Below are 19,890 nucleotides of genomic sequence, written 5' to 3'. Positions count from 1 at the left end.
TAAAGATACAAAATCTTTAGGTAATAACAATGCCTCGGCTTGGGAAAGTCGGGGCGTTGTCATAAAAAAAGAGGGTATGCATTTTGACACACCCTCTTTGTTTTTGAGTTTTTCGGAATTAAAAAAAGAGTTATGTGGAAATATTATGCTTTATTGTCGGCCTTTTTTGCTGCATTGACAGCTATTTTTGCGAAAATAGGAGTAAAGAACATTAACTCTGATTTGGCCACAGCTATTCGTACCAGCATCATTCTACTTATTACGTGGGGAATTGTCTTTTCGGAGCGGCAAGCTGCAAATGTGAAAGAGGTAGATGCGCATACCTGGTTGTTTCTGATTTTATCTGGTGCAGCTACCGGATTGTCATGGTTGTTTTATTTTAAGGCTTTGCAGGCAGGAGATGTGTCGCGTGTAGCCCCTATTGACAAACTTAGCGTAGTGATTACAATTTGTCTGTCTTTTCTGTTTTTGAGAGAGCCTGTCAGTCTTCGAGTTATTGTCGGAGCCATACTGATTACTTGCGGCAGCATGGTGATGTTGTGGAAGTAAGGATATAAAAAAGGATACCTGGTGATTCACCACAACAGGTATCCTTCAGAACTCAAAATACAGTTAATGCTTATTCAGGTTGCTTATTCGAGTACTTCGCCTTTTTCATTGTATACCAGAGTAGCGGTGTTTTCTTCCTGGTCGACTAATACTACCTTGTAGGTTTTCACTCCGTCTGTTTCTTCCATGTATGCTTCTTTGAGAGTCCATTCTGCATAGCCTTTTGCAATGGCATCCTGTACGGCCTGCGGAAGATCTTTTACGTCAATTGGTTTGAATTCGTTGATAAGGGCTACGCTGTCTACGTTTGTGTGAAAGTTTTCAGCAAATACTACTGAAGTTCCTAATCCCATTACCAATGCTACTGCTACAAATAACTTTTTCATATTGCTTTTAATTTAAAATGGTTAGTAAATAAGTTTTACACTGACTGTAGTCCAAATGGGATGCCAAAGTGAAAGGATTTTTTCAAATTTCAGATTACCAGTTATTTAGGATTTTCTTGTCGGGGTGGTATTATATTAAAATGGGTAATTTATTCCCATTTTGATGTGGAAGTTTTGTACAATTACCCAAAAAAATAGAATTTTGATTCAGCATTCAAACAAATAATTTCATTTCTTCAAAGTTAGTTGTTGGGAGAAAAGACAACTTTGAAGGAATATCGAAACAAATCATAAAAATTTCTACAAATCGTATATTTTTTCTATATATATTCATTACTTGTTGTATTTTTGTAATCCCTTGTTAAGGCAGAGTTTGATCTGCTGGAAGATGAAAAAAATCATTGTCTTTTTTAGAGAAGAGAGAGTGCGCCTTCATCATTTGATAGAATTTTTAGTTATGAATTTTATATAACCCAATGGACATGTTTAAATTTTTATCCTTTATTTTATTAGGAATGTGCCTGCTTTTTGGAGGATGCAAGAAAGAGAATCCCTCTGTGAATAGCGATTCTTCTATAGTAGAAATTACCGTATGCACTTCAAAAGGAGAGCTTCTGGAGAATCAGGTTGTCAGAATGTATGATGAAGCCACTTATGAGGCTTTTAAGGAAAATCATACGACCAAAGCATTATGCGAACTTACAACAGACAAGAGCGGTAAGGTAAGTTTCATATTGGAAAACAAAAAGTGGTTTTCAGGGGTAAGTTCCAGAGAATTCATGTTTGTGGTTCTTGATGCAATTGATGCAGGTAATTATAATTGGTGGAGCAGAGGAGGTACTATCACTGCAGGGAAGAAGCATTCTTTTAGAATTGAAATCGATCGTAAAAATATAGCAGAAAACCCTGGACTTTCTACAGATGAAAGTAAGTTGGTTCTTGAGGATGGAGTATTGAAGGGGCTGAAAGACCCTTCTTTGACTCGTCTTGTATTGCCGGCAAGTGTAAAAAGTATTGCTCCAGGAGCTTTTGGGGAGTCAAAGATTGAATCTTTGGTGTTGAATGAAGGGTTAGAATCCATCGGACTGCAAGCCTTTGCCAAGAGTCAGAAATTGACTTCTGTCACATTTCCTTCTTCATTGAAAAGAATTGGAGAACATGCTTTTGAAGATTGTTCTGCATTGACCGAAATAAATCTTTCTAAAGTTAATTTAGAGGAAATAGGTTCCAGTGCGTTCCGTGATACAGGATTGAAGAAGGTGACTTTTCCTGCTTCCTTGAAAAAAATAGCTCCTCAGGCTTTTTTGAATACTCAATTAGTAAATGTAATATTTCCTGAAGAATTGCAGGAAATCGGTAATGAGGCTTTTAGAGAAATCGCAACTTTGAAGACGATTACTCTTCCCAATAATCTCCGAAAAATAGGTTATAGAGCTTTTTATGCTTGTACTCACCTGGAGGAAGTGAATTATGTAGGGCAGGTGACAGTAGCTGGAGGTATTCTGGAAAGTTCGGCTTTTGAGGGGTGTGAGTCTTTGACGAAGATTATTCTTCCTCAAAGTATTTCTGAATTGCAGGAAGGAGTGTTTATGGAATGTTCTAAGCTGAAAGAGATAATCCTTCCAAAATATGTTAGGAGAATCAAAGATTACGGATTAAGGACAAATTATAAATTAGACAGAATTAGATTTGAAGGTGATGAGGTCCCTGAAATTGGAAATTATTCGCTGCCTTTCTTGGAAAGTATTACGGAAATAATGGTTCCTAAGGGCAAATTGAGCCTTTATAAAGCAAAATATCAGGATTATCAATCCATTATTATAGAAACCCCCTAACATCAGTTATATATAAGGAAACAGCGTGTACAGACTACCTTTGCAGGAAAGTGTATGCGCTGTTGTTTTTTTCGTTATAGTGTTTTTACGGCTATCAAGTCTTTCATTATTTTTTGCAAATATATATTTTTGTGGAAAAGCCGAAGATATTTATTGTACGTAAAAATGAGATAACAATGAAAAAGAGTAAGTGGAGTTATGTCGCAGTAATGATTGCGGCAATGTGGTTTGTAGGTTGCGGCGGACAATCCAAACAAAAAGCAGAAAAGGAAATGAATACAGACAGTACAAAAGTGGCATACGGCGAGGTTCAGATGCAGAAAGACAGCATGTTGGCTACATTGACACTGGACGGGATGAAAGTGACTTGGATTCGCGACAATGCCAAGGCGCGTCTGATGCCGCGCACTTTGTTTCCGGATGCCAGTGACGTACAGATAGACAGTCTATCGTTACAGAACGGGATATCGGCTTCTATCAGTACGTTCTTGGTTGAAAAGGATGGCGTGCGCATGCTTTTCGATACCGGAATGGGGGCGCCCGATAGCCGGTTGCTCGATGGTTTGAAAGCTTTGCACATCCATCCGGAAGATATCAACTACTTGTTCATAACCCATTTTCATGGAGATCACATCGGGGGCATGATGAAAAACGACAGTGTGGTCTTTCCGCGTGCGGAAGTGTATGCTTCCCAACTGGAATACGATGCATGGATGAAGATGCCGGCCGACCAGAAAGCACAGGTAGAGAAAACCATGAAGGCTTACAAGGACCGTTTGCATCTCTTTGTTTTCGGGGATACGCTCCCAGAAAATGTAATGGCCATGAATGCGGTGGGACATACGCCCGGACACACGGTGTTCCAAGTGGGAAAACTGTTGGTAATAGGAGATTTGTTCCATGGAGCAGCCTTGCAGCTGGCACATCCGGAAATCTGTGCACAGTATGACATGGACAAGAAAGGAGCCGTAAAGAGCCGTAAGTATTACTTGCAATATGCCCGGGAGAACGGGCTGACAATGGCGGGCATGCACCTGCCGGTGCCGGCTTTTATGAAGTGAGAAAAAAGGACGTATAGATGAATAAACAGACAGCGTGTACAAATGCTTTTCAAGCAGGCGTACACGCTGTTATTTTTTGGGTGAGATGTACTTTTTCAATAAGAAGCACTGGCTTCGATACCGACTTCTTTTACCAGCCGGACAATGCGGTCCAGTTCCTCGTGAGTGGCTTTCTGGAGTTTCCGGTCGGGGGTTTCCCGGTCGATGGTATAGACCATCACCTGACGGGGACGAATCTGCTTGATGGCTTCCAGCCAAGGCAGTACATATTTGTCGGTGGTATTGTCCACATCTTTACCTTCGTCGGTAGTACCTTTCAGGAAAATCGTCTGGATAATCAGATTGCCGTGGAAAGCCTTCAGACCTTCAATGATATCTTCCACCTGATAGTTTCCGGTCGGTCGGTCGACGGTCTGTATATAGTCCGGGTCTACCGTATCCAGTTTCAGAATGTTGTTGTCTACTTTGTTCAGGGCAGCAAAGACCTTTGGATGGTGGATAAAAGTAGAGTTGCTCAATACACTGACTTTGGCATTGGGAAAATACTTGTCGCGCAAAGCCAAGGTGTCGTCAATGATTTCCGGGAAATACGGATTGGCTGTCGGTTCTCCATTGCCGGCAAAGGTCAGTACATCAGGAAACGGACCGTTTTCCTTCATTTCAGCCAGGCGTTTTTCGAGTGCTTCACGTACGGCTTCACGGGTTTGTACTTTCTGTCTCGGACGAAAGTCCTTGTTGTATCCGCATTCACAATAAATGCAGTCGAACGTACAGAATTTGCCGTCGGCGGGAAGCAGGTTAATACCAAGCGATACGCCCAGACGGCGGCTGTGGATAGGGCCGAAGATAGGGGCCGGATAAATAATAGTTGACATAGGCGTGACGGTTTATCTTCCTTTTACTATTTTTTTGATGTCATTCAGTTTGTTCAGTGCCTCCAGTGGGGTGAGGTTGTTCACGTCCAGGTTCAGAATCTCATCGCGAATCTGGCAAAGCACAGGGTCATCCAGTTGGAAGAAACTCAACTGTATTCCGTCGGAAGAAGCCTGTTTGGCCGGTTGTGGCTTTGCGGAAATTCCTTCCTGGCGGTTTTCTGCTTCCAGCTGATGCAGGATTTCATCGGCACGTTTCACAATGGATTTCGGCATACCTGCCATTTTGGCCACATGGATACCGAAGGAGTGTGCACTTCCGCCGCGTTCCAGTTTGCGGAGGAAAATCACCTTATTGTCCACTTCCTTGACCGATACGTTGTAGTTCTTGATGCGCTTGAACTGTCCTTCCATATCATTCAGTTCGTGGTAGTGGGTGGCAAACAACGTACGAGCCCGGGCTTTCTTATGCTCATGGATGTGTTCCACAATGGCCCAGGCAATGGAAATACCGTCGTAGGTGGAAGTTCCTCTACCCAGTTCGTCGAAAAGTACCAGACTTCGCGGGGAGATGTTGTTCAGGATATTGGCTGCCTCGTTCATCTCGACCATGAAAGTAGATTCGCCCACGGAAATGTTGTCGCTGGCTCCCACACGGGTGAAAATCTTGTCCACCAGTCCGATGTGGGCACTCTCGGCAGGTACGAAACAACCGATTTGTGCCATGAGGGTAATCAGGGCTGTCTGGCGGAGCAGGGCAGACTTACCGGCCATGTTCGGTCCCGTAATGATGATAATCTGCTGCTCTTCCGTGTCGAGATACACATCGTTGGCAATGTATTTTTCTCCCGGAGGAAGCTGTTTTTCAATCACCGGATGGCGTCCCTGACGGATATCGAGTACATCGTCATCCACCACATTCGGGCGAATGTACTTATTGGCACGGGCCACGTTGGCAAACGACAGCAGACAGTCCAGCCGGGCTATCTGTGTGGCATTGATTTGGATGGCCGGGATAAATTCGGCCAAGTCAGTGACCAGTTCGTTATATAATCGGGTTTCCAGAATCAGAATCTTGTCTTCCGCTCCTAAAATCTTTTCTTCATATTCTTTCAGTTCCTGCGTGATGTAACGTTCCGCATTGACCAGGGTCTGCTTGCGTATCCATTCGGCCGGTACTTTGTCCTTGTGCGTATTGCGTACTTCGATATAGTAGCCGAATACGTTGTTGTAAGCGATTTTCAGACTCGGAATGCCCGTCAGTTCACTTTCCCGTTGCTGGATTTGCAAGAGGTAGTCTTTGCCGGAGTATGCAATCTTGCGCAGTTCATCCAGTTCCGCATTGACACCGTCGGCAATCACTCCGCCTTTGTTGACCAGCAGGGGAGGGTCGTTGGTAATTTCCTTGGCAATCTTGTCGCGGATGGAAGCACAGAGATTCAGTTGCTCGCCAATGCGGCGCAGACTGGGATTATCGGCGTTCAGGCACGCATTTTTAATTGGTTCGATGGCCTGAAGAGCTATTTTCAGCTGTACCACCTCACGAGGTGAGATACGTCCTACGGCTGCTTTCGAACTGAGTCTTTCCAAATCGCCTATCAGATGCAGTTTCTCTTCGATGAAATCCTTGAAATCCGGTTCCTTAAAAAAGAATTCCACCACATCCAGCCGTTCATTGATGGGTTTGATATCTTTTAGAGGGAAGACAATCCAGCGTTTCAGCATTCTGGCTCCCATCGGGCTGATGGTATGGTCGATGATGTCCAGCAGGGAAGTACCCCCTTCGTTCATGCTGTCAATCAGTTCTAGACTGCGTACGGTGAATTTATCCAGTCGCACGTAGCGGTCTTCTTCGATACGGGAGAGTGACGTGATGTGTCCAATCTGGTAATGCTGGGTCATGTCGAGGTACTGAAGAATGGCTCCGGAAGCAATGATACCATTGTGTAGATTTTCCACTCCGAAACCTTTGAGGTTCTTGGTTTCGAAGTGCTTCAGTAACTTTTCCCGGGCAGAAGTTTCATTGAACACCCAGTCCTCCAGTTCGAACGTGAAGAACTTATTGCCAAAGTTTCCTTCGAACATGGGCTTTTTACCCCGTTCGAAAAGCACCTCTTTCGGTGCGAAGTTGTTCAGAAGTTTGTCAATATAATCGGTAGGCCCTTCGGAAGTGAGGAATTCACCGGTGGATATGTCGAGAAAGGAAATACCGCAGGCTGTTTTGCCGAAATACACGGCAGCCAGGAAGTTGTTTTCTTTGTACGACAACACATTGTCGTTGATGGCCACACCGGGAGTCACCAGTTCCGTAATTCCACGTTTGACGAGTTTTTTCGTGGTTTTCGGGTCTTCCAGCTGGTCGCAGATGGCTACTCTTCGTCCGGCACGAATCAGCTTGGACAAGTACGTATCGAGGGCATGGTGAGGAAATCCAGCCATTTCTACTGTCTTGCTTTGTCCGTTGGCACGTTTTGTTAAAGTGATTCCCAGAATTTCGGCTGCTGCCACGGCATCTTCGGAATAAGTTTCATAAAAGTCTCCACACCGGAAGAGCATGATAGCATCCGGGTGTTTGGCTTTTAAATCAAAATATTGTTTCATCATCGGGGTCAATACCACCTCTGTATCTTTTGCCACGGTTCAGTCCTTTCTTTTTTAGTTCATGATATTTCCTGCAAAGATACTTTAAAAGCCCGAAATGAAAAAAGATATTTTTTAGGATGCTATTTAAATTCGGTTTAAAAAACGAAAAACGGGAACCAGAATTTCCTTAGCTTTGTGGAAATTTAAAGTAAAGAGATTATGAAGAAAATAAGTGTGTCCGAATTGAAGGACAATATGTTTGATGCCATTGGCAAGGAGTGGATGCTGGTGACTGCCGGAACGCCTGAAAAGTTTAACATGATGACGGCCAGCTGGGGAGGTACCGGTATCCTGTGGGGAAAACCGGTGGCGTTTATTTTTATCCGTCCCGAACGTTATACTTACGAGTTCATTGAAAAGGGCGATACTTTGACCTTGTCTTTCCTGGGAGAAGCACATCGGGACATACATAAGATATGTGGAAGCCAATCGGGTAGGGATATTGATAAAGTAGCTGCTTCCGGCTTGAAACCGTATGTGACGGAAAATGGGAACATTGCTTATGAACAGGCTCGCTTGATATTGGAGTGCAAGAAGCTGTACGCCGATTTTATAGATGCTGATAACTTTGTGGATAAGTTGTTGATAAGCCGTTGGTACGGAGAAGGACATGGAGGATTTCATAAGATGTATATTCTTGAAATACAGAATGTTTTGGTGGAATAACAGGTTGTTCACAGGTTGTGGATAAACCGGTGTATAACAAAGCGGCCCTACAGGTGGATTACCTGCAGGGCCGTTTCCATAATCCGTCGTTATGTACGTTATTTATTCACTTCTTTTGGAGTGTCTGTTTGCTTTTCAATTACCTTCTTTGCGAGTGGTTGTGCTTCTTCCAGGTGACTAGCATATAAACCGTCGATGATACCGTCGGCCAGACCGATGACAGGCACATAGATATAAGTAGCATGAATGATGTCGGCAATGGTCAGGAAAATATCTCCTGCCGGTACGATGACATCTGCCCGGTCGGGTTTCAGCTGGTATTTCTCCATGCGTTCCTCTACGGACAAACTTTTCAATTCATCATGTAGCTTATGCAACACTTCTACGGTGATTCTTTGTTTCTTCTTGTCTTTTTTTTCTGCCAGGCGGTACAGTTTGTTGATGTTTCCACCCGAACCGATGATGTTCGTGCCGGGATAGGAAGCAGCCAGTTCCTGCATGTCGGTCTTCAACCGTTCCCATTCCGTATCTTTCACGGCATTGTTCAGGATACGGACCGTACCGATGTTGTACGAGCGGCTGCACACCAGTGTGCCCTGTGAAAGCAAGTTGATTTCCGTACTGCCACCCCCTACATCCACATACATGTAGTTTCCATTCCGGTCTTCCATACATTCAATGTGGTTGTTGTAAATCATCCGGGCCTCTTCCTGTCCGTCGATGATTTCGATACGGATACCCGTCTTCTTTTCAATCCGTTTGATGATAGCCTTTCCGTTCTTGGCATCCCGCATGGCAGAAGTAGCGCAGGCCCGGTAGTCTTCCACGTCGTAGATTTTCATCAGATGGCGGAACACCTTCATCAGGCGCAGCATGTTCTTTTCCTTTTTCTCGGCAATCTTGCCCATGGCAAACACATCGAATCCCAGACGAAGGGGGACACGAAGCAGGAGTACTTTCGAGAAGAAAGCCTTGCCCTGCTCGTCTTCCTCTACACACTTGATGAGTAATCTCACCGCATTGGAACCGATATCAATGGCTCCATAATAAGTTTCACAATTTTTTATGAGATTGTCCATAATAATAGTATTTAAGTTATTCTTCGGAATTTTCGGCCAGATAATAGTTGTAGAGTGCCTCCTGTGAACGGAAAGGAGTTTCCTGTCCTTCTTCGCTCCAGAACTGGTTGTCGCCCAGCCCGTCTACCACACGCCCCTGCAACGTATCTTTCAATCCATATTCCACAATCCGTTTCATTTCGCCCTTGATGGCCGGGTCATATACTGGCGTAATCACTTCGATACGGTGGTCGAGGTTACGCGGCATCCAGTCGGCGGAACCTAGGAATATTTTCTCTTCTCCTCCGTTGGCGAAGATGAAGATACGCGAATGTTCCAGGTAGCGGTCGATGATACCGTGAATCCGGATGTGTGTACTGAGGTCCGGAATATCGGTTATCAGGGAACAGTTGCCACGTACTACCAGGTCGATGTCCACACCCGCTTCGGAAGCCTCATACAGTTTGTTGACCATAATCGGGTCGGTGATGTGGTTGATTTTTATCTTGATGTACGCAGGTTTTCCCGCTTTCTTGTTCTTGATTTCGTTGTTGATGAGGGTGATGAACTTGTTCTTCATTTCGTTGGGCGAAACAAGAAGCTCCTTGAACCGGATTGGTGTGTAAGGACGTTCGATGAACTCGAATACCTGATTGACATCCTTTACCAGTTTCGGGTAAGCCGTCATCAACATACAGTCGGTGTACATCCGGGCATTTCCTTCGTGGAAGTTACCCGTGCTGATGCAAGCGATATCCGGCCCGGTTTTCATGCCGATGTGCGTAATCTTGGAGTGTACCTTCAGGCCTTCCACCCCGAAAATCACTTTGATGCCTGCATCCTGCATCTTCTTCGACCAGTTGATGTTGGAAGCCTCGTCAAAGCGGGCCAGCAGTTCGATGACCACGGTCACCTTCTTGCCGTTACGGGCTGCCCCGATAAGTGCTTTTACCACCTTCGATTCCTTGGCCAGACGGTAGAGTGTGATTTTGATGCTTGTGACCTGTTTGCTCACGGCTGCTTCCTGCAGCACCCGGATAAACGAGTCGAAGCTATGGTAAGGCACGTGGATGAAACGGTCTTTCTGCTGGATTTTTTTCAACAGGCTTTCCGGACCGTCGAGTTCCTTCTTCAGGATAGGCGGCCATTTCGGATATTTCAGGTTGCTGTGTCCACAGTCGGGGAATTTCATCAAATCCTTGTGGTTCTGATAGCGTCCGCTTTCAATCACCGTATCCAGGCTGTCGAGGTCGAGTTTTTTCAACACCCTTTTCAACAGGTCCTTCGGCATGTGATTATCGTAAATCACACGGAGCGGTTCGCCTCTTTTGCGGCTCTTTACCCCTTTGGAGATTTTCTGAAGGGTACCCGTACGCAGGTCGTTGTCGATTTCCATTTCCGCATCGCGGGTAAACTTGAAGGCATAAGCTTCAAACTTGTCGTAACCCAGTCCTTCGAAAACCAACGGGAGGCAGCAGCGGATGACATCGTCCAGATACATCAGGTAACTCTTATTATCATGGTCGGGCAGCTGTACGAAACGACCGCAGATATTGACCGGAAGTTCCAGAAAGGCATAGTCCGGGGAGGGTTTGCTGCCATTTTTGCTCACCTTCACAGCCAGGTAAATGTTTTCGTCGTTTTCACAGTCTAGCAGCTTGATGGCCGAGAACCATACCGGCACGATGAACCCGTTCAGTTTCTCTTTGTAGAAAGACTGGATAAACTGCAGCTGTTCGGGAGTGACTTCCGAATCGGATACCAGATAGATATTTTCCTTTTTCAGTTCCTGCGTAACCGTGCTTACCGCCTCTTCATAGTCTTTTACATAGCGTGCATTCAGTTTTCCAATCTGTTTAAGCAGTTTTTTGGCTTTCTCCCGCTCTTTGACAGCCGATTTATCCATGCACTCGGCAATACGGTTCTGAGAAGCCACTCTTACCCGGAAAAACTCATCCAGGTTGTTGGAATAGATGCCAAGAAATGCCATCCGTTCCAGCAAGGGCACATGACTACGGGTTGCTTCTTGCAGAATCCTGCGGTTAAAGTACATCCAGCTGATGTCTCTTTCCAAATAAGGCTTTTCTTTTTTTCTATTTCTTGTTACCATAAAATCACTTTTTTTGCAAAGAAAAGGATTTTATGTTACAAGATGATTTCAAAACGATTTTTTAGAATTTTTTACACAAACTCCTCTACCATGTACATGCCTTGCAGGGTATTTTGCGGTGCAAAACGCTCTATTTCATTCAGTATGATGTATTCGGCCGACCTTACCCATTCGCCGAACAGTCGGTTGGGTTTATAGGTCTGTGCGAAGCGCAACAGGTTGCTCAGGTTGAAATTCCGGTCGATGATGCCGGCGCCGTTCTGCAGTGCATCAAGGGCGTTACATTCCTGTTCGATATGAGCTGGTACCATCAGGATAGGTTTTCCGAGGTACATGGCTTCGCACACGGATTCAAATCCGGCCGTGCTGGCATAGGCCTTGCATCCCGCCATCTGACGCAGGAATTCTGTGTCGTCGAGCTGGTAGAAGGAGAGGGTGTCATCGACTTTTTTCACCGGCTCTTCTTCCCAGTGGTCCCAGAAGAAACGCAAGGGTACCTCCGGATGCTTCTGATGCCATTGGAGAATGTTTTCCGAGAATCCGGCATTCAACATGTAGCCGTGGATGTAATCGCCCGGCTGGCTTTCTTGTTGCAGCACGTCCTGACGCAACAGGGGAGGCACCACACTGATATGCTGATGTTTGTCTTGTGGCATGGCCCGGAAGGAGAGGGCCAGTTTCTGCGAAGCTCCCAGTGCCGTCAGCCGGGTGAAGAAGTTGAGCATAAATAAACTTCCTCTGTTTTTCTTGGGTAATTTGAACTGCGGGTGCAGGAACAGATACTGATGTCCGATACAGATTTGAGGCACCGACGGGCGGAAGAAGAGATAAGTCAGTCCGGTGAGCAGTTCATAGAAATTGAGGACCAGGTCGGCCTCTGTTTCCTTGATTTGTTGATGAATGAAAGAGATACTTTCCGCATATTCAGGAAGTTTCAGGAGATTATATAGCACACTTCTGGTCAGGTTCACCCGTTTGTTGGCGTGTGTGGGCAGGAAATTCGGGCTGATGAACTGTTTGATGGGTGCCTGGATGTTCCGGCTGAAAAAACCGGGGAGTCTTCTGGATTCACTTTTTCCTACGAGCACTTCCACCACTTCGTGTCCGTTGCTTCGGAGCAACTTCTCCATGGATATGGCCTGTGTGAGATGGCCGCGTCCTTCTCCTTGTACAATAAACAACACTCTCATGAGGCAATCGGTATGAAAGGTATGACATTATTTTCTTTTTCCCTGTCGGCTTGCTGTGCCAGTTCGGTGTAGTACACCACTTTCCACACCCCGTTTTCATCTTCCGTCAAGGCCGACATCGTTTCCACCCAGTCGCCCGAATTCAGGTAATGGATGTGATTGATCATGCGGTTTTCCGGATGATGGATGTGGCCGCAAATCACTCCTTCACATTGGCGGCTGCGGGCGAAATCCACCAGCACGTTTTCAAAGTCGGAAATATAAGACACGGCCGATTTCACTTTCTGCTTGATGGCCTGCGAGAGCGAGAAGTAAGGTTTACCTTTTTTCACCCGGTAGCGGTTGTACTGACTGTTGAGCCACAGCAGCAGCGTATAGCCCATGTCGCCGAGTTTGGCCAGCCATTTCATCTGGGTGGTCACCTTGTCGAACACATCGCCGTGCGTCACGAAATAATGCTTGCCGTTGCTTTCCAGTATATAATCTTTCGTGATGGTCAGATTGGCAAATTGCAGCGGGGCAAGGTTGTCCAGAAAGTCATCATGGTTTCCGCGGATGTAAATGATTTCCGTACCATGCTTTTCCATCATCTTCATGATAATTTTGAAGAAATGCGTATGTGCCGGCTTCCATTTGCTGATACCCGATTTCTGCAAGTGCCATCCGTCGATGATGTCACCGTTCAGAATCAGCCGTCCGCAATCGACTCTGCTCAGAAAATCGCTGATTTGATCCACCTTTGAATGGGTGGTTCCCAGGTGGATATCCGAAACCACGATGGTTCGGTAATAAGGTCTATCTTCCATAGATATATGTTTTTCTTAACGCTTCACAAAGGAAGAGAAAGCATATTACAAGCGTGTGACTGTCAGGTGAATAACCTGTTTCATCCACAGGCGGGGAAGGGAAAGAGAAAAGCCATTTCGGCATCCCGCGGAAATGGCTTTGAGAAATGACTAAATATCGGCAATTTATTTTTACAATGTGTTCAAATAGTATCAGGCTATGTCTTCGATATAGAAAATAGAATTGATTTCACCATAAAATTCTTCTGCAGCGTCTTCCAGGTTCTCCAGCGCTTCTTCTTCCGTCTCGCCGTAGGCAAAGCATTGCTCGTGATTGGACAGATAAGCATAATATTTTCCGTCTGGAGTACATTCCACTACATATTTGCTTCCATTAGTTTCCATTTTAACCTCCTTTTTAAAAGTCTGCCCAAAGGTCGGTTTTCTATGTTACAGAATGATTGCCAGGAGGTGACGTTTGCATGAAGAAAACAAACCGCTTGGACAATCTTTTTGTTGCATCCGTGAAATTTTTAGGGTTTCGTTTGGGAAAACGTACGTCTTGCAGTTGGGAAACGTATGTTTCCGATAAGGGAAACTTATGTTTCGGGGAAGGAAAACCTAAAAAGGGGACAAGTGTTTCAGAGAAGGAGGCCTTGTGTTTTTAGCATATTCTCTTGCAGAAAGCCTTTTTCTGGATAATAAAATCAAATACTCTCTAGAGCCATAGAGGAAGATTTTACACAGCAAATGAAATGTTCCTTGATTATGTAGAGCTAAGACAATCAAACTTTGCAGTAAAAAATGAACAACTCCTTCGTATCAGACAAAAAGAAAGCTGAAATAGAATTGGGTAGATACACATGTTGTAGAAAAGGGGGGATTGAATATAAACAGGAAGAAAAAATTATAGTTGCACATAAAAAAGATAATTGTAGAAGAATGAAGGAAGTTTTACAAAGATAAGTTTTACATAAGGTGTGTATCGTCATCTGATGTACGGAAAATTTGCGATTACATTATGTGTGAAGTTTTGACTATATTATTACCACAAATAATGATGGGAGGTGAAAATCTCTTTGAAGGGGTGGAAGATAAAAACTATAAATGGCTTTGCTGTAAAGGATGAAAACTGTCATTAGATGCTTGTAAAAATATAGTGAAAGGACTCGAACAAGTGGAATGAAAACTTGATAATGTTCCAGATATGTGATTTTAACATATTATTTGTCCTTATTCATATTAAATATAATTATTTTATAAGCCAGCATATTAAAGTAGATTAATTATTCAGATTTATTTCTTCTTATTATAATTTATTATGTATATTTATGGTGTTAGCTAAGAAATATTTTCTTATGAAAAAAATTATGCTATTTTTAAAAGTTGCAGTATTTGCAGGTTTTATTGGTTTTACTTTAGTTTCTTGTTCTTCTGATAGTTTATTAGAAGAACAGAGTGTTAAAAATGAAGCTGTTATTGATTTAGGGAATGATGAGAAAGTTTCTGAATTAATCTTGTTTATGAATGAGTCTGTGATGCAATTTCCATCTTATTCCCAAGTGGCTGAAACACGAAGTTTGAGAGGCTTTTTTAGATGGTTACGTGATGTTATCAAGTGTGATGCTTATGGATATTTATGGGGAATTACGCGTGGTGGTGGATTTAAGGGTAGTTTAGTTCCTGCTGTAGCATGCTCTATTATTGCCGCTGTTCAATTTTCTAATGATAATGGTTTAACCACAAATGATTGGATATTGAATAGTCAATGGGCCGTTTTCCCTACCAGTCAAGACTTTTATAAGATTGGTTCAGATCATAATCTGGGGATTTATAATATGTATAGGAGTGACCCCCAACTTTTTTCAAAGTCTAATTCTACAATTGTTACCAGTTCTATTTCATCTTTGAAGGGAATGGGGTATTCATCTTCTATATCAACATTGGAATTTAATGTTTTAATTAATTCTATAAATCAGTCTTATTTATCTTTTGAATCATTTGTAAAGAACTCGCTAATTAATACATCCTATTATTCTATAGTTAATGTTTTGGATTCTTATGCAGAAAATATAGTAAATTTATCAGATAATTCTCAGATTGTTTCATATACAAATATAATATTATCACAAATAGATGGAATGGGTTTTTCAAATGCCAAGGAATTAAAAGCAGCTATTTCAATCTGTGGAAATAGCAGATTACTTTGGAAAGAAAGATAATATTTCCTATTTAACATACAGTGTAAGTTCTTTCATTTTTACTTACACTGTATAAATAATTTAAATATTTACTATTATGAAAAGGTGTTTTATTTACATATTATTTTTACTATGCTTCATCCCGATTTATGCAAATGATTTTGAAGAAGAAATTATCCCTCAAAATGATTGGGTAATTAGGGTTAATGCTGGTTCTGCTTTTCCTAATAGAGTAGGTACTGGCGAGTCTTCTTGGTATAGTAATCTTGACGAAAGTAGTTGTGGTTTTCAATATGGAGTTGACTTGATACATTATAACAAATGTATAGGTTATGGTTTTACTTTTAAACATTATATGCATAATCTACCTTATATAGAAAACCAAGGGTTATCTATAGATGAAAAAACTCGAATATTATATGTAGCTCCTCAATTTTCAAATATAGATGAAGACTTTCTATTTAAAGGGATGGTAAGTAATATTGACTTAGGAATAGGATATGCTCATTATCTTAGTGATGGTATTATTAATGCGTCTCAAAACTATTCTGCGCCATGCTCAGGACTTGGCATTAATCTAAATTTAGGTCTTGAATATAAGTTTAATGTTAATTGGGGAGTTAAGATCTCAATCTCGGGTGAATATTATCATTTTAAAGATATTCATAAAGATAATGAATATAGTGTTGAAACATTTGATAAACGTTCTAAGCTTAATATGCTAATGGTTATACCTCAGATTGGAATTTCAGTTCATTTATAATTAAAAAAATATTAAGATAGAAAATGTATAAAAGTAAGAATTACTAGTGATATTAAAGAAAATAAGAACATAGTGATAAAAGTTTAAATTATTAGGCTGTAATATTTATACGGTTATCACCATGTTCTTTATTGAAAGTCGTGGAGATTTATAGTGCTTTGTGATACAATAAGGGAACAGATGTTTGATGACAAGGTTCAAGGTCCGCAATAAGTTCAAGCACATTAGCGATGCAAAGTTTTGATTCTTATCTTGGGCAAAGTTTTTGTAGTTTCCACTATCACAAGTTATTTTGAAGCTAGTGCTAAATCGGTAGCACATTCAATTCTGTAAAGTTTTTGTAAATGATTATTATTTTTTCTTTTGTTGTCTCAGGAATCCACCTTTTAACTCAATTTATTTTTATTTGAATTAGCTACTTGACAATCCATAACTACATCTGTTAGAGTCAGATTACCAATATAAGTCCATTTATAGGTAAGCTTCCAAAATTGGCGTATTGACTAGTATGTCCCTTTCCTTTACCTTCGTGCTAAACTTAAAACTCGAAAGATTATGTTTAGCGAAAAAGATTTTGAAAGACTGTGGTTCCTCTACAAGACCGAGGGCGAACCCAAAGGAGTTTCCATCAACTCATTCTGTATTAGCAACAACATTCCTTACACGGCATTCTATGACTGGTTCAAGAAGACACAGAAGAAAGTTGTACCTGTAGAAGTGGAAGGTATTCCTGAAGAGTTGATCCAGGCAGGCAATGAAGAACAGGATGTTACTCTAAAGGCAAGCCTAAACGTACATCTCCCCATAAAGGGAGCATCATGGTAACGATTAGAACCCGTGAGGGTTTGTGCATACAGAAGAAAGGCTTAGACTATCAGGGGCTGAAAACACTGGTGGAGAAACTGGAGGGCTTATGCTAAGTATTAACGGACTGCATAACTTCTATTATCTTCCTGAACTTCACGATATGAGATGCAAGGCTCAGCGTATATGCGAGATAATCCGCGGCAGGTATCACCGAGATCCGCTGAACGGAGACGTTTACATGTTTATGTCGAAAGACCAGCGTAAGGTTCGTATGATACACTATGAGCGGAATGCCTACTACCTTCATGAGAAGTCCTTCATTAAGGGTTATAAGTTCATGAAAATAGAGCGTAAGGACGATGTGACAGTGTATAAGATAGACTGGAAAGACCTGGTCACGATACTTGAAACTCCGGTAATAACGAGCATAAGAATTTAATGATATAACTCTGAATATCAGCAATAAAAGTTCTCTAAATATTTGCGTATCTCACTGAAAATGAGTATCTTTACATAAAATTTAGAGAACATGGAAACAGAGGAACTTATAGAACACATACTCAGACAGAAGCATCTTGAAGAGATGATGAACAGGCCTGAAAAGGAGCATACACCCCTTGAAGGTATGGATAATGAGCAGATAAAGAGGTTCGCCCTGTTCCTGTTTGAGGAGAATCAGAACAAGAGCAAGCAGCTTGATGAAATGATAGCACGACTTGATGAAATAGGAAAAGACCTGAAGGACGCCAACCGTAAGATTGATTCCCTTACAGATGCCCTGCTTAAGGCAAACAGCAAGGCAGAGAAGGCTGCCATTGAATGCAAGCTCCGCGACAAGGAATACCAAAAGCTTGAGAAAAAGCATAACGCCCTTGTCGAGCGTCTTTCACTTATGAATAACCAGACTTACGCTTCTTCCAAAAGCCTTAAAGGCATTGACCGCAAAAAGGTCGTAAAAGGAAAGCATGACGACAAGGATGACTTTGACGGAACTCCCACTGCTCCGGCTGGTGAAGTTCCACAGTCAGACTCTGCCGCATCATGCGACACGCAGGATACTCCGGCCACTCCTCTTCCCAAGGAAAGACCGTATAGAAAAGGAATGAGATACAACAAGGATTGTGTAGGCACTCCGATAATACACAAGTCCGATTATACAATGCTTCCTGAGGGTTCTGTAGTGATATCATCAAGCTACCGCAAGATTAGAAACATCGTCAGCTATATTGAGGAACATCATTTTGAGGTGCTCAAGGTGAAGCATGCCGACGGCAGGATTGAAAGCATGTTCCTTCCTATGAAGGATGACGTCCGGGCAAGCCTTTATGACGAGATAGTACCGGGTACAAGCATTACGGCAAACATGCTCTCGTATCTTATGTTCAACCGCTTCCAGATGTCAAGACCAGCATACAGGGAGGCAAAGAACCGTCTGTCGGATATGGACTGGAACACTTCTGTGCAGAACCTTCTGAACTGGGCCGACAAAGGTGCCATGCAGCTGAACAAGCTGATACCTGCTCTCAAGAAGATTGCCCTTCAGGACGGTGCCAACGTGAATGTGGACGAGACATGGCTTCGTTACCACGCTTACAATAAGAAACGCAAGACCTATATGTGGTGTCTGGTAAACAGAAAAGCCCGTATAGTCATCTTCTTTTATGAGGATACAACGGATGATGAAGGTGTACAGAAACATGGAGGCAGGAGCAGAAACGTGTTGAAGGAGTTTCTTGGTGATGCAAAAATCAAATCACTTCAGAGCGACGGTTACAACGTATATATGTATCTTGACAATGAACTTATCGATGTTGAGCATTTGTGTTGTCTGGCTCATGCAAGAGCTAAGTTCAAGTATGCCTACGACCAGGGAAGTCTGCAGGCAAGAATCTTCCTTGAGCTGATAGCAAAGTTATACGGCATGGAAGAGACTTACCGCCGGGAAAAACTCACTTCAGACGAGATTTACCACAGAAGAAACAGTAAGGAAACGACGGAAATCATTGATAAGATAAGGACAGAGCTTTATGATCTGCTTGCAAATCCGGATGAGAGCCGAAGTGAACTTATGGGCAAGGCCCTTAACTATCTGAAGAACTTCTGGAATCAGATCTTCGCCTACAGAAATGACGGAGAATACTCAATAGACAATATGGCGGCGGAAAGAGCGATAAGACCAATCACTGTCCAACGAAAGAACAGTCTGTTCTTCGGAAGCGTGAAAGGAATACAGAACTCCGCAATCTATAATACCTTTATAGAAACCTGCAAACAGGCAGGAGTCTCCTTCAGGGATTACTTCTGCAGGCTGCTCAGAGAATTAAAAAAGGGAAGAACGGATTACGAAAACCTGCTTCCCATGACAATATGCAAATAATAATCGTTAAATTTGTGAACTCTTTTTTAGACGGGTGCCTGCTGGCACCCGTCTAAAAGGGGCTACCCTAAAATTGGAAACTTACATATAACGAAAAAGAGGATGCATCATTTTGACACATCCTCTTTTTTATGGTATCTTTACGCCGTAATTTTTAAACTTAAAAACAAGAGACAATGATCAGACTAAACGTATTTATCCAAGCAGAAGAAAAGAACTACGACCAAGTAGTCACTGCAGCAAAAGAACTGGTAGCCGCATCCCTGAAAGACAACGGCTGTGTGGCATACGATTTGTTTCAGAGCAGCACCCGCAAGGATGTCCTGATGATTTGCGAAACATGGAAGGATGCAGCCTCACTGACTGCCCACGAACAGAGTGCTCACTTCACTACCCTGGTTCCTAAAATCCAAGGACTGGCTGCCATGAAACTGGAAAAGTTTGAGTTCTAAGCACTGTTCTACAGAACCTCATACAAAAAAAGAGGATGTGTCAAAATGATGCATCCTCTTTTTCGTTATATAATCATCGTTTTGCCATTTTTCATAGAGTATGATTTATGTTTTTCCTATGTCCATGCCTTTTGG

Annotated in this window: 17 protein-coding genes and 1 pseudogene; 10 read left to right on the top strand and 8 right to left on the bottom strand. The window is 42.6% G+C overall.

Annotated features, from left to right (window positions below; genetic code table 11):
* The first annotated feature begins 132 nt into the window (after positions 1-132).
* The gene (locus tag OCV81_RS15960) at positions 133-549 is read left to right on the top strand and encodes an EamA family transporter (RefSeq protein ID WP_022354507.1); all 417 of its coding nucleotides are present in this window, start codon (positions 133-135) and stop codon (positions 547-549) included.
* An 83-nt stretch (positions 550-632) separates the two neighbouring features.
* On the opposite strand, the gene OCV81_RS15955 is transcribed toward OCV81_RS15960, so the two are convergent.
* Positions 633-935, bottom strand: coding sequence for a hypothetical protein (locus OCV81_RS15955; RefSeq protein WP_148330892.1), 303 nt, complete (start codon positions 933-935; stop codon positions 633-635).
* Between the two features lie 482 nt (positions 936-1,417).
* Between OCV81_RS15955 and OCV81_RS15950 the strand changes: the two genes are divergently transcribed.
* Both OCV81_RS15950 and OCV81_RS15945 read left to right on the top strand, forming a co-directional pair.
* A complete protein-coding gene (locus OCV81_RS15950) occupies positions 1,418-2,770 on the top strand; it encodes a leucine-rich repeat domain-containing protein (protein WP_262640443.1) in 1,353 nt (450 codons plus the stop codon).
* A 176-nt stretch (positions 2,771-2,946) separates the two neighbouring features.
* Positions 2,947-3,831, top strand: coding sequence for an MBL fold metallo-hydrolase (locus OCV81_RS15945; protein ID WP_148330890.1), 885 nt, complete (start codon positions 2,947-2,949; stop codon positions 3,829-3,831).
* 95 nt (positions 3,832-3,926) lie between these two features.
* On the opposite strand, the gene OCV81_RS15940 is transcribed toward OCV81_RS15945, so the two are convergent.
* Both OCV81_RS15940 and mutS read right to left on the bottom strand, forming a co-directional pair.
* Positions 3,927-4,706: a radical SAM protein gene (locus OCV81_RS15940; protein WP_148330889.1), complete on the bottom strand. Its 780-nt coding sequence runs from the start codon at positions 4,704-4,706 to the stop codon at positions 3,927-3,929.
* A 12-nt stretch (positions 4,707-4,718) separates the two neighbouring features.
* On the bottom strand, positions 4,719-7,307 hold the full coding sequence (gene mutS / locus OCV81_RS15935; protein ID WP_148330893.1) for a DNA mismatch repair protein MutS: 2,589 nt from the start codon (positions 7,305-7,307) through the stop codon (positions 4,719-4,721).
* Positions 7,308-7,505: 198 nt separating this feature from the next.
* Between mutS and OCV81_RS15930 the strand changes: the two genes are divergently transcribed.
* Positions 7,506-8,012 (top strand): flavin reductase family protein, encoded by a 507-nt coding sequence (locus tag OCV81_RS15930; RefSeq protein WP_148330888.1) that lies wholly within the window; start codon positions 7,506-7,508, stop codon positions 8,010-8,012.
* 98 nt (positions 8,013-8,110) lie between these two features.
* Here the strand turns inward: OCV81_RS15930 and OCV81_RS15925 are convergent, their stop codons facing one another.
* The 5 genes from OCV81_RS15925 to OCV81_RS15905 all read right to left on the bottom strand — a co-directional run bounded on the left by OCV81_RS15925 (position 8,111) and on the right by OCV81_RS15905 (position 13,560).
* Complete coding sequence (locus OCV81_RS15925; RefSeq protein ID WP_148330887.1) at positions 8,111-9,091, bottom strand: Ppx/GppA phosphatase family protein; 981 nt, start codon at positions 9,089-9,091, stop codon at positions 8,111-8,113.
* A gap of 16 nt (positions 9,092-9,107) precedes the next feature.
* A complete protein-coding gene (locus OCV81_RS15920) occupies positions 9,108-11,180 on the bottom strand; it encodes an RNA degradosome polyphosphate kinase (RefSeq protein WP_148330886.1) in 2,073 nt (690 codons plus the stop codon).
* A gap of 71 nt (positions 11,181-11,251) precedes the next feature.
* On the bottom strand, positions 11,252-12,370 hold the full coding sequence (locus tag OCV81_RS15915) for a glycosyltransferase family protein (RefSeq protein WP_148330885.1): 1,119 nt from the start codon (positions 12,368-12,370) through the stop codon (positions 11,252-11,254).
* Complete coding sequence (locus OCV81_RS15910; protein WP_022354517.1) at positions 12,367-13,176, bottom strand: UDP-2,3-diacylglucosamine diphosphatase; 810 nt, start codon at positions 13,174-13,176, stop codon at positions 12,367-12,369. The genes OCV81_RS15915 and OCV81_RS15910 overlap by 4 nt, the downstream gene beginning before the upstream one ends.
* Before the next feature lie 192 nt (positions 13,177-13,368).
* A complete protein-coding gene (locus OCV81_RS15905; protein WP_148330884.1) occupies positions 13,369-13,560 on the bottom strand; it encodes a type II toxin-antitoxin system HicB family antitoxin in 192 nt (63 codons plus the stop codon).
* A gap of 953 nt (positions 13,561-14,513) precedes the next feature.
* Here OCV81_RS15905 and OCV81_RS15900 point away from each other — a divergent pair.
* The 6 genes and pseudogenes from OCV81_RS15900 (at position 14,514) to OCV81_RS15875 (ending at position 19,755) form a co-directional block, all read left to right on the top strand.
* Positions 14,514-15,377: a hypothetical protein gene (locus OCV81_RS15900; RefSeq protein ID WP_148330883.1), complete on the top strand. Its 864-nt coding sequence runs from the start codon at positions 14,514-14,516 to the stop codon at positions 15,375-15,377.
* A 76-nt stretch (positions 15,378-15,453) separates the two neighbouring features.
* Entirely contained in the window at positions 15,454-16,119 is a 666-nt protein-coding gene (locus tag OCV81_RS15895) for a hypothetical protein (RefSeq protein ID WP_022354522.1), read from the top strand.
* Positions 16,120-16,674: 555 nt separating this feature from the next.
* Positions 16,675-17,039, top strand: a pseudogene (locus OCV81_RS15890) (hypothetical protein).
* On the top strand, positions 17,033-17,365 hold the full coding sequence (tnpB, locus tag OCV81_RS15885) for an IS66 family insertion sequence element accessory protein TnpB (RefSeq protein WP_148330882.1): 333 nt from the start codon (positions 17,033-17,035) through the stop codon (positions 17,363-17,365). The pseudogene OCV81_RS15890 and the gene tnpB overlap by 7 nt, the downstream one beginning before the upstream one ends.
* 90 nt (positions 17,366-17,455) lie before the next feature.
* A complete protein-coding gene (tnpC, locus tag OCV81_RS15880; RefSeq protein WP_148330881.1) occupies positions 17,456-19,303 on the top strand; it encodes an IS66 family transposase in 1,848 nt (615 codons plus the stop codon).
* Between the two features lie 176 nt (positions 19,304-19,479).
* The gene (locus OCV81_RS15875) at positions 19,480-19,755 is read left to right on the top strand and encodes a putative quinol monooxygenase (protein ID WP_022353991.1); all 276 of its coding nucleotides are present in this window, start codon (positions 19,480-19,482) and stop codon (positions 19,753-19,755) included.
* Positions 19,756-19,890: the final 135 nt, after the last annotated feature.

This window comes from Phocaeicola fibrisolvens (genome assembly GCF_025567125.1).
Lineage (GTDB): Bacteria > Bacteroidota > Bacteroidia > Bacteroidales > Bacteroidaceae > Phocaeicola > Phocaeicola fibrisolvens.
Note: the sequence above shows the minus strand (reverse complement) of the source record. Positions and strands in the feature narration are given on the sequence as shown.

Excerpts from the sequence above, each read along its gene's own strand:
- OCV81_RS15960 (WP_022354507.1), top strand. The coding sequence starts at position 133 with ATGTGGAAATATTATGCTTTATTGTCGGCCTTTTTTGCTGCATTGACA.
- OCV81_RS15955 (WP_148330892.1), bottom strand. The coding sequence starts at position 935 with ATGAAAAAGTTATTTGTAGCAGTAGCATTGGTAATGGGATTAGGAACT.
- OCV81_RS15950 (WP_262640443.1), top strand. The coding sequence starts at position 1,418 with ATGTTTAAATTTTTATCCTTTATTTTATTAGGAATGTGCCTGCTTTTT.
- OCV81_RS15945 (WP_148330890.1), top strand. The coding sequence starts at position 2,947 with ATGAAAAAGAGTAAGTGGAGTTATGTCGCAGTAATGATTGCGGCAATG.
- OCV81_RS15940 (WP_148330889.1), bottom strand. The coding sequence starts at position 4,706 with ATGTCAACTATTATTTATCCGGCCCCTATCTTCGGCCCTATCCACAGC.
- mutS (WP_148330893.1), bottom strand. The coding sequence starts at position 7,307 with ATGATGAAACAATATTTTGATTTAAAAGCCAAACACCCGGATGCTATC.
- OCV81_RS15930 (WP_148330888.1), top strand. The coding sequence starts at position 7,506 with ATGAAGAAAATAAGTGTGTCCGAATTGAAGGACAATATGTTTGATGCC.
- OCV81_RS15925 (WP_148330887.1), bottom strand. The coding sequence starts at position 9,091 with ATGGACAATCTCATAAAAAATTGTGAAACTTATTATGGAGCCATTGAT.
- OCV81_RS15920 (WP_148330886.1), bottom strand. The coding sequence starts at position 11,180 with ATGGTAACAAGAAATAGAAAAAAAGAAAAGCCTTATTTGGAAAGAGAC.
- OCV81_RS15915 (WP_148330885.1), bottom strand. The coding sequence starts at position 12,370 with ATGAGAGTGTTGTTTATTGTACAAGGAGAAGGACGCGGCCATCTCACA.
- OCV81_RS15910 (WP_022354517.1), bottom strand. The coding sequence starts at position 13,176 with ATGGAAGATAGACCTTATTACCGAACCATCGTGGTTTCGGATATCCAC.
- OCV81_RS15905 (WP_148330884.1), bottom strand. The coding sequence starts at position 13,560 with ATGGAAACTAATGGAAGCAAATATGTAGTGGAATGTACTCCAGACGGA.
- OCV81_RS15900 (WP_148330883.1), top strand. The coding sequence starts at position 14,514 with ATGAAAAAAATTATGCTATTTTTAAAAGTTGCAGTATTTGCAGGTTTT.
- OCV81_RS15895 (WP_022354522.1), top strand. The coding sequence starts at position 15,454 with ATGAAAAGGTGTTTTATTTACATATTATTTTTACTATGCTTCATCCCG.
- tnpB (WP_148330882.1), top strand. The coding sequence starts at position 17,033 with ATGCTAAGTATTAACGGACTGCATAACTTCTATTATCTTCCTGAACTT.
- tnpC (WP_148330881.1), top strand. The coding sequence starts at position 17,456 with ATGGAAACAGAGGAACTTATAGAACACATACTCAGACAGAAGCATCTT.
- OCV81_RS15875 (WP_022353991.1), top strand. The coding sequence starts at position 19,480 with ATGATCAGACTAAACGTATTTATCCAAGCAGAAGAAAAGAACTACGAC.